The 14,518-nt window shown below is 32.6% G+C and carries 14 protein-coding genes; 2 read left to right on the forward strand and 12 right to left on the reverse strand.

All coding sequences use genetic code 11. The features are described 5' to 3' along the window. A partial coding sequence (locus FHK87_RS26380; protein WP_226294338.1) for a hypothetical protein occupies positions 1 to 713 on the forward strand: 713 nt, incomplete at its 5' end. A 186-nt stretch (positions 714 to 899) separates the two neighbouring features. Here the strand turns inward: FHK87_RS26380 and FHK87_RS20175 are convergent. The 7 genes from FHK87_RS20175 to FHK87_RS20205 all read right to left on the reverse strand — a co-directional run bounded on the left by FHK87_RS20175 (position 900) and on the right by FHK87_RS20205 (position 9,380). After that, a complete protein-coding gene (locus FHK87_RS20175; protein ID WP_140595942.1) occupies positions 900 to 1,622 on the reverse strand; it encodes an Asp23/Gls24 family envelope stress response protein in 723 nt (240 codons plus the stop codon). 11 nt (positions 1,623 to 1,633) lie between these two features. Beyond that, positions 1,634 to 4,945: a toxin VasX gene (locus tag FHK87_RS20180; protein ID WP_140595945.1), complete on the reverse strand. Its 3,312-nt coding sequence runs from the start codon at positions 4,943 to 4,945 to the stop codon at positions 1,634 to 1,636. A gap of 2 nt (positions 4,946 to 4,947) precedes the next feature. Continuing rightward, positions 4,948 to 5,643 (reverse strand): PAAR domain-containing protein, encoded by a 696-nt coding sequence (locus FHK87_RS20185; protein ID WP_140595947.1) that lies wholly within the window; start codon positions 5,641 to 5,643, stop codon positions 4,948 to 4,950. An 11-nt stretch (positions 5,644 to 5,654) separates the two neighbouring features. Further along, entirely contained in the window at positions 5,655 to 7,487 is a 1,833-nt protein-coding gene (locus tag FHK87_RS20190; protein WP_140595949.1) for a type VI secretion system Vgr family protein, read from the reverse strand. A 177-nt stretch (positions 7,488 to 7,664) separates the two neighbouring features. Beyond that, the gene (locus FHK87_RS20195) at positions 7,665 to 8,075 is read right to left on the reverse strand and encodes a hypothetical protein (RefSeq protein WP_140595951.1); all 411 of its coding nucleotides are present in this window, start codon (positions 8,073 to 8,075) and stop codon (positions 7,665 to 7,667) included. Between the two features lie 316 nt (positions 8,076 to 8,391). Continuing rightward, positions 8,392 to 8,955: a hypothetical protein gene (locus FHK87_RS20200; protein WP_140595954.1), complete on the reverse strand. Its 564-nt coding sequence runs from the start codon at positions 8,953 to 8,955 to the stop codon at positions 8,392 to 8,394. A 5-nt stretch (positions 8,956 to 8,960) separates the two neighbouring features. Beyond that, positions 8,961 to 9,380 (reverse strand): hypothetical protein, encoded by a 420-nt coding sequence (locus FHK87_RS20205; RefSeq protein ID WP_140595957.1) that lies wholly within the window; start codon positions 9,378 to 9,380, stop codon positions 8,961 to 8,963. A 183-nt stretch (positions 9,381 to 9,563) separates the two neighbouring features. Here FHK87_RS20205 and FHK87_RS20210 point away from each other — a divergent pair, with 183 nt between their 5' ends. Beyond that, the gene (locus FHK87_RS20210; protein ID WP_140595960.1) at positions 9,564 to 10,028 is read left to right on the forward strand and encodes a hypothetical protein; all 465 of its coding nucleotides are present in this window, start codon (positions 9,564 to 9,566) and stop codon (positions 10,026 to 10,028) included. A gap of 6 nt (positions 10,029 to 10,034) precedes the next feature. On the opposite strand, the gene FHK87_RS20215 is transcribed toward FHK87_RS20210, so the two are convergent. The 5 genes from FHK87_RS20215 to FHK87_RS20235 form a co-directional block, all read right to left on the reverse strand. Further along, positions 10,035 to 10,238 (reverse strand): hypothetical protein, encoded by a 204-nt coding sequence (locus FHK87_RS20215; protein ID WP_140595962.1) that lies wholly within the window; start codon positions 10,236 to 10,238, stop codon positions 10,035 to 10,037. A 3-nt stretch (positions 10,239 to 10,241) separates the two neighbouring features. Next, positions 10,242 to 10,802 (reverse strand): hypothetical protein, encoded by a 561-nt coding sequence (locus FHK87_RS20220; protein WP_140595965.1) that lies wholly within the window; start codon positions 10,800 to 10,802, stop codon positions 10,242 to 10,244. A gap of 58 nt (positions 10,803 to 10,860) precedes the next feature. Continuing rightward, positions 10,861 to 11,064 (reverse strand): hypothetical protein, encoded by a 204-nt coding sequence (locus tag FHK87_RS20225; RefSeq protein ID WP_140595968.1) that lies wholly within the window; start codon positions 11,062 to 11,064, stop codon positions 10,861 to 10,863. Between the two features lie 412 nt (positions 11,065 to 11,476). Continuing rightward, complete coding sequence (locus tag FHK87_RS20230; RefSeq protein WP_140595970.1) at positions 11,477 to 11,761, reverse strand: hypothetical protein; 285 nt, start codon at positions 11,759 to 11,761, stop codon at positions 11,477 to 11,479. Positions 11,762 to 12,409: 648 nt separating this feature from the next. Continuing rightward, entirely contained in the window at positions 12,410 to 14,518 is a 2,109-nt protein-coding gene (locus FHK87_RS20235) for a peptidase domain-containing ABC transporter (RefSeq protein WP_140595973.1), read from the reverse strand.

The raw sequence follows: 14,518 nt of genomic DNA on the forward strand, positions 1-14,518 counted from the left end.
TATTTCCATTTGTAGTGTTAGGATCTGAAGAATTAGAAGGATTTGGAAGCGGTATCATGGACAAAGAAAAATACGATACATTAAACGATATTCATCCTACACCTACCAGTGATAATCCTGACTTGGGATATAAAGTTTTAAAAAATATCACAGCTGATAAAGTAGTACTCACAAGAACAGTGGATGGGGAAGAAAGAACCTTAATTTTAGAAAAAAGAGAAGAAACGACAGAAATTGAATTTTTACAAATCGATCAAAAACAAGAATTAATAGATCTATTATCTGATAGTTCTATTGATAATTACTGGGAGATTACTACCCTTAAGAAAGGAACAACAAATTATGAAGATAGGTTTAAAGATGTAAAATTCACTTTTGAAAGCCCTGTTGAAGGTAATATAAGAGGTTTTATCTATGATAATAATGACGACGTTTTTGATAATAGAGTTATTAATACTCCTTTTTTTAAGAGCTCTACCAATAATGATCTCCTATTTCCATTTGTAGTGTTAGGATCTGAAGAATTAGAAGGATTTGGAAGCGGTATCATGGACAAAGAAAAATACGATACATTAAACGATATTCATCCTACACCTACCAGTGATAATCCTGACTTGGGATACAAAGTTTTAAAAAATATCACAGCTGATAAAGTAGTACTTACAAGAACAGTGGATGGGGAAGAAATAACTTTAATATTGGAAAAGAAATAATATTGATCAAAGCTTGTAAAAAAAGTAAGCCTATGGCAATGTACATTGCCATAGGCTTACTTTTTTTCTACAAATTTCAACTTTAATAAGCTCGTTGTCATTTCATTAGGTTAAGGTTAGATCATACCAATATGAAGCTTAAATAATCTCATTTACTTTATAGTTATTGTAACGAAAGGATACCTCTTAACAATTACCTATACCCGGAAAAAACTCGCTCCAGTATTTTTCTCGGATTCTTTGTTGCTCTGGTGTAGCCTCTGGTGTCGGAATATTAGTGCCATATAACGGTTTGGGGAATCCCTCTGCTTTTCTGCGCTCAAAATCTTGATCCCGATAAGGGTCAAAGATATCTCCTGGTGGTAAAGGTCTGTTTTTATCCATATACCATACATAAAAACTCCATGCTCTTTCGGGATTGCCAAAAGCTATCGTTTTATTACCTGCTATAAAACGGGGTCTAAAGGTGTTGACAAATTTTAAGTCTTCTGTGGTATCATAACCCTCTCCACCAGTCACTGCAAAAATGACTTTTAAATCTTTGAACTTCCCTGTAAGGGGTTTTCTAAAAAAAGTATCTGGATAGGTAATGATCCCATTTTTTCTGTCCAGAATTATCTTTTGATATTTTTTATTGCCAAAAAGACCAAAAACAATTAAAAACAAACCGATTAAAGTAGGAATCAAACAAAACAAAATATAAGAGATAGGAGAATCCGTATAAGGATAGAGTAACGAAATCCCTACACCCAAAAATATTAAACCAGCCCATATATAACTAGAAAGTATTCCTTTTCTTGTTTTTATATAGATGTCCTGATTTGCTTTTTCTACATATTTCAATTTTAGTAAGCCTGTTGTCATTTCATTGGGCTCGGTCATGATAATATGGGGCTTAAATGCACTCATTACATTCCTTTTTAAGTTAATGGAAAAGATCTTAGTAAAGATACATCTTTCAACCGTATTACCCGTTCTGCATCTTCAGGTGTGGTATCTTTTATTCTCGCCACACGGGGGTTGCGAATATGGTATAATCCCAAGCCGAATTTATCATAATATGGTTTAGGGGTGCTAAGGTCTATTTGATTATACACCTGTGCTATACTGTAATAGTATCTCGCTTCGTTTTGTTGCTCCAGAGGGATAAAATGTCTATCATGCGTTTTTAACCTACATAAAAAAAGTACCTCTCCTTTGGGGTACAAGGCTTTTCCAAAGTTACCTTGTTTATACCCAACAGGCAAACCAAAATCTACATAGCAACGTGGCGGGTTATCTGATTTACCCAGTTGTCTATCTTTAGGAAAGTCAAAATACATCATGGTGATTTCTACTTTTTCTTGAGTATTGAGACCATAGGGATAGAACCAGATTTTGATATCCAAATCCTGCGGATCATTAAAATATTGAAAAAATTGAAGGTGCGCCCTAAAACGATGTGCATGCAGATCACTATTATACTGCAAAGTAGTGCCGGCATCATAGCGTGCCCCAACATATACCGTATGGGGTGCTATCATATCCATAAAACCAATATAAGCAGTTTCAAAATTACGGTATTTTACAAATTTTGATTCACTGATCCATTCATAACTCGACGGTTCAACAGCACGATCTACAGATTCGTATAATCGGTGGATATACTGGTGTGGTAGTTCTGAAGCATTGGGCAATATTGCATAATCGCTAAAGGGGTAGTTTTTAAAATACGCTTGTAGTTCGGTGTCTTTGAGTAACTGTGCCACAGCATATAATCCAATCAATACCCCGCCAAGAATGGCTGCTGGCCAAAAACCAAGTGCCAACGCCCCTGTGCCAAAATACATGGACAGGTCTGATACTATAAATACCGCCCCTACAGCGCCCGCTGCGCTATACGCTCCCATCGCATCATAATCCCGATATGATCCCGCCTGATACGCATCTTTGGCTGCGGTTGCCACTGTAACTGTAGAACCAGCGATCTTGACAATATTACCAATGTTTCTTATTCTTGTAGAAGATTCTCCAAGAATTTCTTCTGTAACTTCTGTTTGTTGCATTCTAGCGATTACTTCTGCAAATTTTCGCCCTAAACGTTCTTCTACGCCTGTGTTTCTTGCCAAGGTCACTAAGGCTGCGCCAAGTTTAATCCCTGCACCTTTTTCTTGTAAATTGTTTAATCTGCTATCCTTTTCCCTTCTTTTTTTAATAGCTCGTGTCAAACTCATCACCTCAAACGCCAACACTACAGTGGCAAATTTGGTGCTGTTTAAAAAATCTTTGACCGCTGTGGTGTGTTTTTTCGGTATGTTTTTATAATTTACTTTTATCGCTCCATTATCAATCAGTTCTTTTCCTTTTTGTCTGGAGATATTGCCATACAATTTGTGCATGGTTTTTTCATATTCCCTAAAGTTGGCTTTGGTATTGCCCTCTACACCAAAGTCTATTTCTTTACTATGCGTTTTTAGATACTCATGCAATCCTGATTTGTTAAAAGAAATAAAAGCTTCCCGTGTTTTAAAATCCCGTTTTAAATATTCTAATTTGGTAAGGACTTTAAATTCTCCTTTACCATTTACATAATCCCCATGATTGCCATATGCTTTCAATATTTTACCCATTGTGCTGTTTGTTTTTTTGGTCAGGCTCAGCACTACATACGATTTTAGGAAAAGTTCTTTGTCAAGGATGAGGGTTGATTTTTTAAATAGTGGGGGGTCAGGGTCTAGTGTTTTTCCGACCTCTTTGATCCAATGATCCTTTTTGATTTGATATACGTGTTCTAAATCCAGCTCTCGATCAAACTGGTTTGGATATTTGGATAAAATCTCTTTATGATGTGCAGCAGTCCATTTTGCTATCTCCACAAAATCGGCAGCAGCTTCGAGATAATCATCATAGATGTCCTGATAATAATCCGAGGTTATAAAAGTACCCAAATCATCCCTATATTGATTAATGATATTGCGTTGTCGTCGTCGTTCTGCTACCCCCAATATTTTTTCTAATTTCTGCCTACTTGCTCCTGATTGACCATATCCGTGTTCTTTGTTTAATGCATTACCTACCGTTCGGTCTATAAGTCCGGCAGGGGTATATTTTAAGATTTGATCCATCCAAGAATCGGGTTTATAGCCTCGATATTTTATAGTTGCACCCGGATCATTGAATATAAATTTATACGTTGCAATGGCTAATAAAAACATACATTCTATCTGCCTGTTTTTAGTATTTTCTTCTATTACAATATCAGCGTTTTCACGTATTTTATTGAATATTTCGTCACTGGGAATTCCTGTTTTACAGGACAGCATGATAGATTGTAAACGTTCAATTTCATATTCTACCCCATCACATAGCGTATCTGCACAGCTAAAGGGATCGTGTAGGGTAACAAACATATCCTCATAGATCTCATCTTGTTGTTGGGTTTCATCTTCTGTGATATCATGTAACTTACGTTGTAGCCAGATAGCTTCGTTACGCTGGTCACTGGTAAAATATGCCATCACATCTTTGCAGGGATAGATATCGTTTAAACAGTTCTCTCCATTTTTAAGGATACCACTACAATCTACCATTTGCATACGCTGTTGTCGTAACTCCTGATCATCCCTCATTTTCTGATGATAGGCTACAGACCATTGTACCGGGCTAAAACATGTCCAAAGCTGCGCTCCTTTTTTATGAACTAAATGATAATTAGTAATTCGTTGTTTATCTTTTTTAGTTGGTATCCTTACATCTTTAAACGTTCCATTTTCTTTATTTTGCTCATGATCCCAACTGATATTGGTAAGGTTTCCAAATTGATCTACTTTATATTCTTTATGTAATTCAGGATTTGCATCATCTATAATATAGATATAGCCTTCATTAAGGCATGTACGCTGATAATAATAGTTTTGTGGTGCAGAAGCTCCTTCAGGCGGATTGAGTTCTGAGTTAATGACCGCATCATCCAGTTGTTGTTGCTCGAATACATAGGGTTTTATGTACTGAAAATCGCAATTATGATCTGCGTTATCATCGGGGGCATAGATGACAAAATGGTCTTTGCCTTGTGCTGCTTCTTTTTTGAATAATCCGTATCTAAAAAAATGCAAACGAATTCCCGTTTTTAAAATGTCTAATGGTGGACTTTCTACCTCTGGTGCGCCACCTCCATTCACTTTGAAGGTAATACTTGCCAATACTTCATCCAAGCCCGTACTTTGATAATCTCTTAATGTTGTATTTGACATAGTTATACGTTATTATCGGTTTCTTCTAAATCTTCAATTTCCCAAATCGCTTCTACTTGTTTGTTTGCTACAACACCTGATAATGTAATGGTTTCTTCCGGTCGTTCAAAGATTTCCGGAACATCAAAAGTAAAAGTAATGGTTTGCCCATCCGGTATATTGCGAACATTAGCCAATAAAGTGATCTGCCGAATTTGTTTTGAATGTCTTTGCACAATTTCATCTTTAATCCATTTTGGATTATAAAGTAAAGGCTCACCCTCTGTTTCTTCTCTAAGCATTTCTTGATTGGCAAAGGCTTCTTCATTAGAATTACCTGATAAAACTGTTAAAGCATTGGATAATACAGATGTTTTTTCTATTGGAATTTTGTTATTAGCCATTGTTACAATAGCATCTGGTGTATTAGTTGTTATAGTAACACCGGGAATTCCTGTTGTTACTATTCCTCCGTGTGCGGTCATACAATCTACTGTAACTATAGGTATTCCGTTAATGGTAACTCCTGCACTACCTTGAACTATCGTATCTATTGCTCCCACGCAACTACATGTATCGCCTTGTAAAGATATGGGTTGCCCATTTATGGTTACTCCGGTTGCTCCTGGTCCTGTGATCGGTCCTCCAACATGGGGTGTACTACCACTGTGCATCGGACAAGTATGCATACTACCAACTACTGCTATAGGTTTAGCCATCTTATTATAATTTAGGTAACGTTAACATTGTTCGAAGCTCCTTTTATTTGGGTTACTGTTCCACTTACTTCGGTTTGTTGCCCTTTTAATTTTGCACTTGTTTGACCTTCAGAAATAACGTTTTGTCCTGTTACTTTTACAGTAACACTAGAAGTAATATCAATATCTGATTGTGCATTGATTGTGGTATTACCCTGAGACTGAAAAACAACATCACCCATTGCTTCATTGCTTATATCCCCCTCAATGATGGTATTCATATTTCCTCCTGTTTCTACAAAAACATCTTCTCCCGTTCTCATTACAATGTTTTTTGCTTCCATTGTTAGGGTTTCATTTGCCTTTATGGTCATATTATTATTTGCCGTATCAATATGTATGGTATTTTCATTGATATCTGATACCGTGATACTTTCTTTACCTTCTTTGTCATTAAACAAAATGGTATGTCCTGATTTGGTACGTATGGCTTTGATTTCATTGTGTTCGGTCTGCCATTGTCCGGCTGCATTAACTCCTGTGTACATACTTCCCATAACAAAGGGTCTTTCAGCATTATTGCCTTCAAAGCCTATCAATACTTCTTCGTTTATTTCGGGAATAAAGTAAAACCCTTTGTCCCTGCCTGAATGTGGGGTCATCACCCGAATCCAAGGCGTTGTTTGACCGCTATTTCGCTGAAAAGGAAATTGTACTTTAACCCTTCCTAATTTTTCTGGATCATTGGTATCAGTAACAATTGCAGTCATCGGTGCTGCCTTTGGAAACGCATTGATATTGGTATTGGGTGATACTTCTATATCTGCGTTCATTCCTATAAAGGTATTGGTATAGGTATCATTTGCAGAAAAGTTGTGTGAAACTTCGGTAATACGAAAGCGTCCATGACTGCCTCCATTTTGCTGAATGTTAACGACCTGTCCCAGTGCTACTCCTTGATTGGTAGAGTTACCCATTACAATGACCTGTTTACCTTGTGTAGCTTTTTTTTGTTGTTGTACTTGTCGATCCAATCGTTGTTGCAGCGTATTGTCTGTATAGGTGTTTAATTGTAGTTGACTGTCTTGTGGAAATAGGGCATCGCTTTTACCGCCTACAAATCCATTGAATCCACTAGTAGCTGCAATAACATCTTTGGTATTCGATTCATACAGATCTTCTGTGAGGTAATTGTTTACGTAATAACGATTACTATTGGGAGTAGACATCAGACGCACTTTGAATTCCTTCAGATCAGAACCATAATGCAAGAGTAGATCATCTGTATCTTGCTTTTTACCGAACACAAGGGTCTTCCCATCAAAATAAAACCATTCCCCATATTGTGCTGCAAGCCTTTTGGTATAATCAAAGGCGCTTTCATTTGCTTGTACGCTATAGAGTATGGTATCTGTATATTCAGGTTCAAAAGTAGTTTGTAAGTTAGCACGATCATATCCACTAAATACTTCAAGCAAGATATCCTGCAAGTTCATTTCTGCAAAAGAGGCATTGTGCCACCCATCATCTGTAATAATAGAGGTGCTTTTTGCTTCAATCAAGATAGTATCACCACTTAAATGGTCAAACCCTTTTGCACTGTCGATCCCAGTGATGATCCCTTTGAATTCAAATCTACCGTGATCTGCTAAATTTATAGATGGTTCTGCCTGCACAGTGATAGTTTGTCCTAAAAAGTCCTTGCTTTCAGATGCAACCTCTATGGTAGCACTCTCCAGCACATCTTTTCTACAAAGGAGTTCTAGTTTATGATGTTTTTCAAGGGTTTGTTTAATAGTCAGGGATTGAAAGATCGGGATTTCTAATTGTTCAATAAAAATTGTCGTGTTTGATATAGAGGGCATAATAATAGTTTTAGAGAGTGTATAATGTTTTCATTGTTAGTATTTTATAAATTGGCATAGCTGTCAAAAATAAATCTTAGAATAATAGTGTACAATATGTACTAGGGGGGTAAAATCCCCTGCTGTCAAATCGGGTCGACAAGATTACAAGTAGTATCGATAAATAGTAAATTATATTCATAAGTTGAAAAATAAATTGGGTTCAAACTGGTCAAGATACTCTAGTACTTTTAACCGTTTTGTCTTTCTATTCCTATCTTTCACATTGTTTTCTTTCAAAAATTCTCCTACCTCATTTTGTAGGGAAGTATTTTCAAAGATTTTTTCAATATTCTTATTGTTAAATTCATACGTTTTGTACCCATTTTGGGTTGTAAAACGTAAGTGTTGAGTATTAAAAATAGAAGTCGTTAATACAAACTTGTATACCTTTATGAACTGACAAGAATCTTCTAAGGAACAATACCCTTCATTCTTAAGAGGAATTACATTTGCAGCGAAATTTCGCTTTTCTAGCTCCTCTTTACATTTTTCAAATTGAAATGTAGTGTCTTGATTTAATAATAGCATTTCGATTTTCTGTAACATATCAAGTATTTCGATTTTTGGTAGCCCATCGAAATGTTTGATTACTTTTTCTATGACACGGTCTTGGTAGGTCAGCATTATATCTATAATTTCAAATTCTTTTGTTTAGAAGATTCCCGGATACTTTTTCGCTAGTGTTGGGGGCTATTTCTTGAAAACTGGAAAAATATAGCACTCTATTTTTGGGATGGTATTTTGGCAAGCAAAGTAAAATAGAGAAAAAGGATTCAAGAGTAGCATTCTTAGCTTCAGTATCCGGTATATCTTCATGGAGGTATCTATCCATCAAATCAACCACACAAATCACAAACTCAACTTAAATAGTGTTAGTGTTGTTGTACACTCCAATAATAGGGGGAACTTTTATATGCAAAGGAAATGTTACAAACATTTTGTTTCTTCTTTTATGGTTTTTTGGTTTTAAGTTATTTTTAATTTCTTGTTGTTGTGCTTGCAATAATTGATTCATAATGTTAGATACAATTGCAACAATATCATGGCTAGAATGAAGATTTGGTTTTACCAAATCATCAATTTTTGAATGTATTTTTTGAATGTTGTTATTGTTTAATTCTTTATAAGCTGGATGGTGTTTTATCCCACTCATTACTCTATTTCGAATTTTAGCAATTTCTGCATCGGGTGCTTTTACTTCTCCGTTATTGAATAGTACCTGTAGTCTCTTTTGATGGATAATACTTATCGCTTCTTCTACTGGTACATCATCTTCATATAGTGTAATGATCCATTGGTAGATCATTTGCTCGTATGGAGCTCCTGTATTCAGATTATTTGTAAAATCTGTAAGGTTCATTTGTATTGCATCTACTATAGATTCAATAAAGCTGTTCTTCTTGGTGTTTTCTTCATTCGTTTTCATTTTCTTTATTTTGGGGATTTGTTGTTATATGATTTCCATTCATAAATAGGGTTTAAAAAATCATCTTGCCAATCAAATAAAGATTGACTAACCTCTTTCTTTAATGACCTATTATATTTTATGAATTTCTGTAGTGTCCCATTTTTGACATTAATTTCAGCTTCAATTCTAGTAATGTTTAAACATTTTTGATGCTTTACAAACCATTCTTTGTCCGAGAGATCACATAATTTGAGCATCCATTTATGAATACTCGTTATTCTTCTTGTGCTAATCGTTTTTCCTTTTTTAGTATATTTCTGAATAGTGTTTTCTGGGATTTTAACTTCTCTTTCTATTGCTTTTATATGTAAAAAATCCTTATTCATTAATAACCAGTTTTCAACAATTTTTCTTTTTCCTAATTTTTTTCTTTTTTCAGACATTTTTATTCAAATACGAAATCCATTCTTTTTCTGTATTCTATACCAACCTTAATTTTGGTACATATTATTTCCATCTCATCATTATATCAGTATAATTTCATATTTTTACATTACGTAAACACATTAATTGGAAATAATTATACCCAAATATAATATATTATTTCCGAATACACATCATTTAATATGGGAAGTAAGCAAAGAATTTTGAAATACTTACAGATAAAAGGTATTGGAAAGCGAGATTTTGCAAGGGATACGGGTTTGTCTCATACTATTTTAAATTCTGGAAATAATTTGGGTACTGATAAATTGGAAAAAATATTTTCTGCTTATCCAGACATAAATCTATATTGGGTTATTACTGGTACAGGTGATATGATACTCACAGAATCTCAATCTGAAGTTTTTAAAATCGAAAGCAGTGATCCATCTGAAACAGAGCTAGACAAATATTTTCAAATGAATTTCATCAAAGCGATTAGTAAAGATGAAAAATCCCGAGAAATTTTGACTTTGTTTATCAAAACTATATTTAATCAAGAATATGCTATAAAAATAGCGGAGCAACTTATGGATGAAGATCTTGCTAAAAATTTGATTAATAGTTTAACTAAATCTTTAGAAGAAAGAAATGTCAAGGAAAATTAGTTCATTCTAATCATTGTTTCTTTTGTCAGAGATTTCCTTTTTAAAATTTGCTGCAATCGCTTTTATTTCTTCATAAGATAATGAATCTCCATTCATTGCTCTTGTTATTTCTGTTTTCACAAAACATTGTATGACTTCTGAATTGGTATATTCCTTTTGCATTTTAAGCAAAAGATCATCATAAGTTTTATCTTTATTTGAATCACTCATTGCTTATTTAAACTTTTCGGTATTATTATCTACTTCTTTTGCTTCGTCAATATTTTGTAAATCTCTTTCAATATCTTCATACTTATTCCTTAAATCGTCACCAGTAGAGTCAAGCATCGCTTTGTAAGTAATTGTATTATCATCTTCCGGCATTAAATCGGCAATACCATTTATATATTCAATATCTGAATGTAGTTTTGGGATTTTTTCAGATAAAGAATTAAGGGTTAATAGTTTTTTAGAAATTGGTTTAAGCAGCATAAAGATTGCATAGGACGATAAAATTGAAACAATACATATTGCGATGTAATACAAATAAATATTAAAATCATTTCTATACCAAAATGTCCAAACTATAAAATACACGGCTACAGAAGTAAAAGTAATACTAGCTAATTTTACTACTCGTTTATATGGTTTCAATTCAAGTAAATTAGCCAAAAATGCTCCAAAAATGGAAAGTATAAATAAAGTTAAAGGGAAACCTATTGCAAATAAGAAGGCTCTCATATTATTAAACCCAAAAACCTTTACAGTAGATTCTTTAGAAGGTATTATATGCAAAAAAGGTGCTATAGCTCCTAGTATAACACCTATAATTATTATTGTATTGATAAAGATGTTAATCCCTATCGATTGGTGGTTGAACTTCGTCTTTGTCGATAAGGTATGTTTTTGGTTTTTTGTCGATGTCGATTTCATCTAATCCTATTTCTTCTTCAACACTTGTTTCTGAACAACTTACTGTTGTTATAGCTAAAGTTAAAAAAAGAAACGAAACAAAAAAGTATTTCATAATTACTGCTGTTTTTTCAAATTGATTCATAATACGGAAAGTTTAAATTTAAGAATATAAGTATTTGATATACAGTATAAAACTATGAATTTATAACATAAAAAAGTGTAGTGTATTTTAATTATTTTAATGGTAATTTTGCTGCTTTTTTTGACAAAATCGGGTGCTAATTCCCCAATTTTTTACTAAAAAATGGGAGCAAAATAAGATTTCATAAAAAGAAATGAATAAAGCTTGTTTTTATTGCTTAAAAAAACAATTATTAAACCTTATTATTAGTATGGTTTAAGCGTAATTATTATTAATTAATGAGACACTAAACAACTTAAATTGATAGATGAACAAAAAAGTATATTGTAAGCTTATTCTTTCAAAAGGAATAAGCTTACAATAAAATATGCTCTTATTATATGTGGTAAATAGGTACAAATTAATCATCGCTTCATCTGGTTTCTAACTCTACATGTATAGTACCTTTTTCGCCGCAATAAGATATTTCTTTTACTGTGTTAGCATCAGCCAAATATCCACAACCTTCATATCTTATTTTTAAATTATTGTCGTTGTCAACTTTTCGTTGAAGGTCTTCTAAGGTTTTTTCATAGATTTCAGAAGTGAAAGAAAGATGATCTTTAATTCTTGGAACAAAGGGCATTTCAAATTCAAAAGTTACCTCTTGATCACAGAATTCAACAGGATTGTAAAAGTGTATATTTATTTTGTACATAATTTTAATTGTTTATTAGATGGATAAAAGGATTTTCTCAAGATAGCAACTAGTCTTATTATTTGTCATCAAAATTGAATGAAAAATTATGTAAAATAGGTTTTTTGCAAAGTTATTGATCTACTGATAATTAAGCTTAAATCTGAAGCTATAAAGTTCGAACTTTCTCCTGCGGAGTTCACGACAGAGGATAAGTAAAAAATTACTTATCCTTTTCTTTTGGTAGTATTTGAAAATCAATGGTTTAAGGAGGTGTTGATAGGGTTCGACAAAAATGAAGTTATAGTACAATTCAAATGAAAATTGTGATAAATAATTGATTTTTAATGTTTTCAAGGGTTCGAGTCCTTTTAGAGGTCTTATCATGGAAAAAAGTTAAGTATATCGTATTGTAGAAAAATTTTAGAAAAATCAGGTAAAAAGAATCTTACTGATATTGAAATTGAACGTATAAGGGATATTTTATATGTACTTGCCGATGTTCAGATAAATCATACAAAAGAAGGGAAAGAGCTCAAGTTATGATGTATAGATCACTAATGTTGATGATTTTTTCTTCTGTGTTCATCTGACAATCTTATTTAATGATTAAACTAATTTATAGAAATTGTTAGATTAAGTCTTAACTATTACAAATTAGTTTAATTATTAATTTTTCAAATCTTGAATTTTCCCGTTTTGTAAAAGAATAACTCTATCAGCCATTGCTATTGTTTCAGGTCTATGTGCTATAATTATTCTTGTTATATTTAAATTCTTTACAGTATCATTCACAATTGATTCTAAACCTACATCTAAATGAGATGTTGCCTCATCTAAAAACAATATTTTTGGTTTTTTATATAAAGCTCTAGCCAGAAGAATTCTCTGTTTTTGACCTCCAGACAAACTGCTCCCCATATCTCCTATTAAAGTATTATAACCCATCGGCATTTTTAATATATCCTCATGTATTGCTGCCATCTTAGCACTCTCTTCTATTAAATTTTGATCAAAATCTTGGTTAAAAAAAGAAATATTTTCAGCGAGGCTTCCAGATAAAAGCTCATCATTTTGCATAACGGTTCCTATACTTTTTCTATAGTTATTTAATCCAATCTTAGTAATTTCTATCTCGTCAATTAAAATAGTTCCTTCTTCAGGTTTTAAAAGCCCTAAAATTAACTTCATTAAAGTTGTTTTACCAGAACCTGAACTACCAACTATAGCTACAGATGAACCTGATTTTATCTTTAGATTTAAATCTTTGATGATAAAAGGCTCATTATCTGAATAACGAAAACATAAATCTTTTAGAAAAATATTACCATTAAAATTGAAAGAATCTACAAGGCCTTCCATATCTTTTTCTTTATCTGTTAAAACTATATCTCCTAATCTCTGAAGATGTAATGACAACATTTTGAATTGGATAATTTTATCTATTAAAGCTGAAGATTTACTTATAAACTGACCTTTGTAAGACATAAAAGCATATAACATACCAACAGACATAACATTATTTATAACCGAATTAGCTGCTAGATAAATTATTAAAATATTTTCTATTCCAAACAGGAAACTATTAATTAGAGAATATAAAATAGTAAGCTTTCCTAACTTAATACCATTATTCATTGAATCGGCATAATAATTATGCCATAGTGTTATTCTATCAGATTCTTTACCAAACAGTTTAACACTCTGGATACCTCTTATGGTTTCCATAAAATTAGAACTCTGTTTCGCATCGGTAACTAAAGATTCTTCTTGCAGTTCTTTATAAGGCTTATATAATAAAAAACGGATCAAGAAATATAAAACCAAAGCTATTAATACTAATACAGTTAGCTTAAAACTATAAATTAACATAACTACTAATAAACCAATAGCCATTATACCATCGACGATGGTTTCAATGATGCCTGTAGTTAATAATTGTTTAATTTCTTCGATTGATCCAAACCTTGATACTATATCTCCAATATGTCTTTTTTCAAAATACTCTAATGGTAATTTTAGTAAATGCCTTAAAAGATTAGAAGCCATTTGGATACTTAGCTGTGTTCCCATATAAAGTATAACTATAGACCTTAAAGATTCTACTAAAATGCTTACTATTTTAACGAAACCAAACCCTAAAGCTAATATCAACAACAAGTTTAAATCTCTACTTATTATTACATCATCAACAACTAACTGCATATAAAATGGACTGACGATAGAGAATATCTGAAGTAAAAAAGATAATAATAGTATTTGAAATAAAACCCTTTTAACACCTTTTATATTAGACCAAAAATCTGATAATTTAGCTTTTCTAATATCTTTTTTAGGTTTAAAATCGATCGTTGGTGTAATTTCTAAAGCTATACCTGTAAAATGTTTAGAAGTTTCTTGAATACTAATTTTTTTAATTCCAAAAGCTGGGTCGTGAATAATTATATAATTATGTTTAACTTTTTTAAGAACTACAAAATGATTTAAATCCCAGTGTAAGATACATGGAAGTTTTAACTGAACTAATTCTTCTAACTCTAACCTTAAGGGTCTTGTATTGAAATCTAAGCTATTAGCTAATTTAATTAGATCTTGTAAGGTAGCCCCTTTAGTTGAAATTGAATATTTTCTTCTTAACGAATTAAGATCTGTTTTGTAACCTTGATAATTTGCAATCATAGCTATACACACTATACCACATTCAGCCATTTCTGTTTGCAGTATAACAGGTAACTCTTTTCTCCAGTTATACTTTAATAAACTAGTTGGGTTTTCCAT

This window comes from Aquimarina algicola (assembly GCF_006443095.1).
Lineage (GTDB): Bacteria > Bacteroidota > Bacteroidia > Flavobacteriales > Flavobacteriaceae > Aquimarina > Aquimarina algicola.

What these genes read in the sequence shown, in the direction of transcription:
- FHK87_RS20175 (WP_140595942.1), bottom strand. Translation starts at nt 1,622, where the DNA reads ATGAGTGCATTTAAGCCCCATATTATCATGACCGAGCCCAATGAAATG.
- FHK87_RS20180 (WP_140595945.1), bottom strand. Translation starts at nt 4,945, where the DNA reads ATGTCAAATACAACATTAAGAGATTATCAAAGTACGGGCTTGGATGAA.
- FHK87_RS20185 (WP_140595947.1), bottom strand. Translation starts at nt 5,643, where the DNA reads ATGGCTAAACCTATAGCAGTAGTTGGTAGTATGCATACTTGTCCGATG.
- FHK87_RS20190 (WP_140595949.1), bottom strand. Translation starts at nt 7,487, where the DNA reads ATGCCCTCTATATCAAACACGACAATTTTTATTGAACAATTAGAAATC.
- FHK87_RS20195 (WP_140595951.1), bottom strand. Translation starts at nt 8,075, where the DNA reads ATGTTACAGAAAATCGAAATGCTATTATTAAATCAAGACACTACATTT.
- FHK87_RS20200 (WP_140595954.1), bottom strand. Translation starts at nt 8,955, where the DNA reads ATGAAAACGAATGAAGAAAACACCAAGAAGAACAGCTTTATTGAATCT.
- FHK87_RS20205 (WP_140595957.1), bottom strand. Translation starts at nt 9,380, where the DNA reads ATGTCTGAAAAAAGAAAAAAATTAGGAAAAAGAAAAATTGTTGAAAAC.
- FHK87_RS20210 (WP_140595960.1), top strand. Translation starts at nt 9,564, where the DNA reads ATGGGAAGTAAGCAAAGAATTTTGAAATACTTACAGATAAAAGGTATT.
- FHK87_RS20215 (WP_140595962.1), bottom strand. Translation starts at nt 10,238, where the DNA reads ATGAGTGATTCAAATAAAGATAAAACTTATGATGATCTTTTGCTTAAA.
- FHK87_RS20225 (WP_140595968.1), bottom strand. Translation starts at nt 11,064, where the DNA reads ATGAATCAATTTGAAAAAACAGCAGTAATTATGAAATACTTTTTTGTT.
- FHK87_RS20230 (WP_140595970.1), bottom strand. Translation starts at nt 11,761, where the DNA reads ATGTACAAAATAAATATACACTTTTACAATCCTGTTGAATTCTGTGAT.
- FHK87_RS20235 (WP_140595973.1), bottom strand. Translation starts at nt 14,518, where the DNA reads ATGGAAAACCCAACTAGTTTATTAAAGTATAACTGGAGAAAAGAGTTA.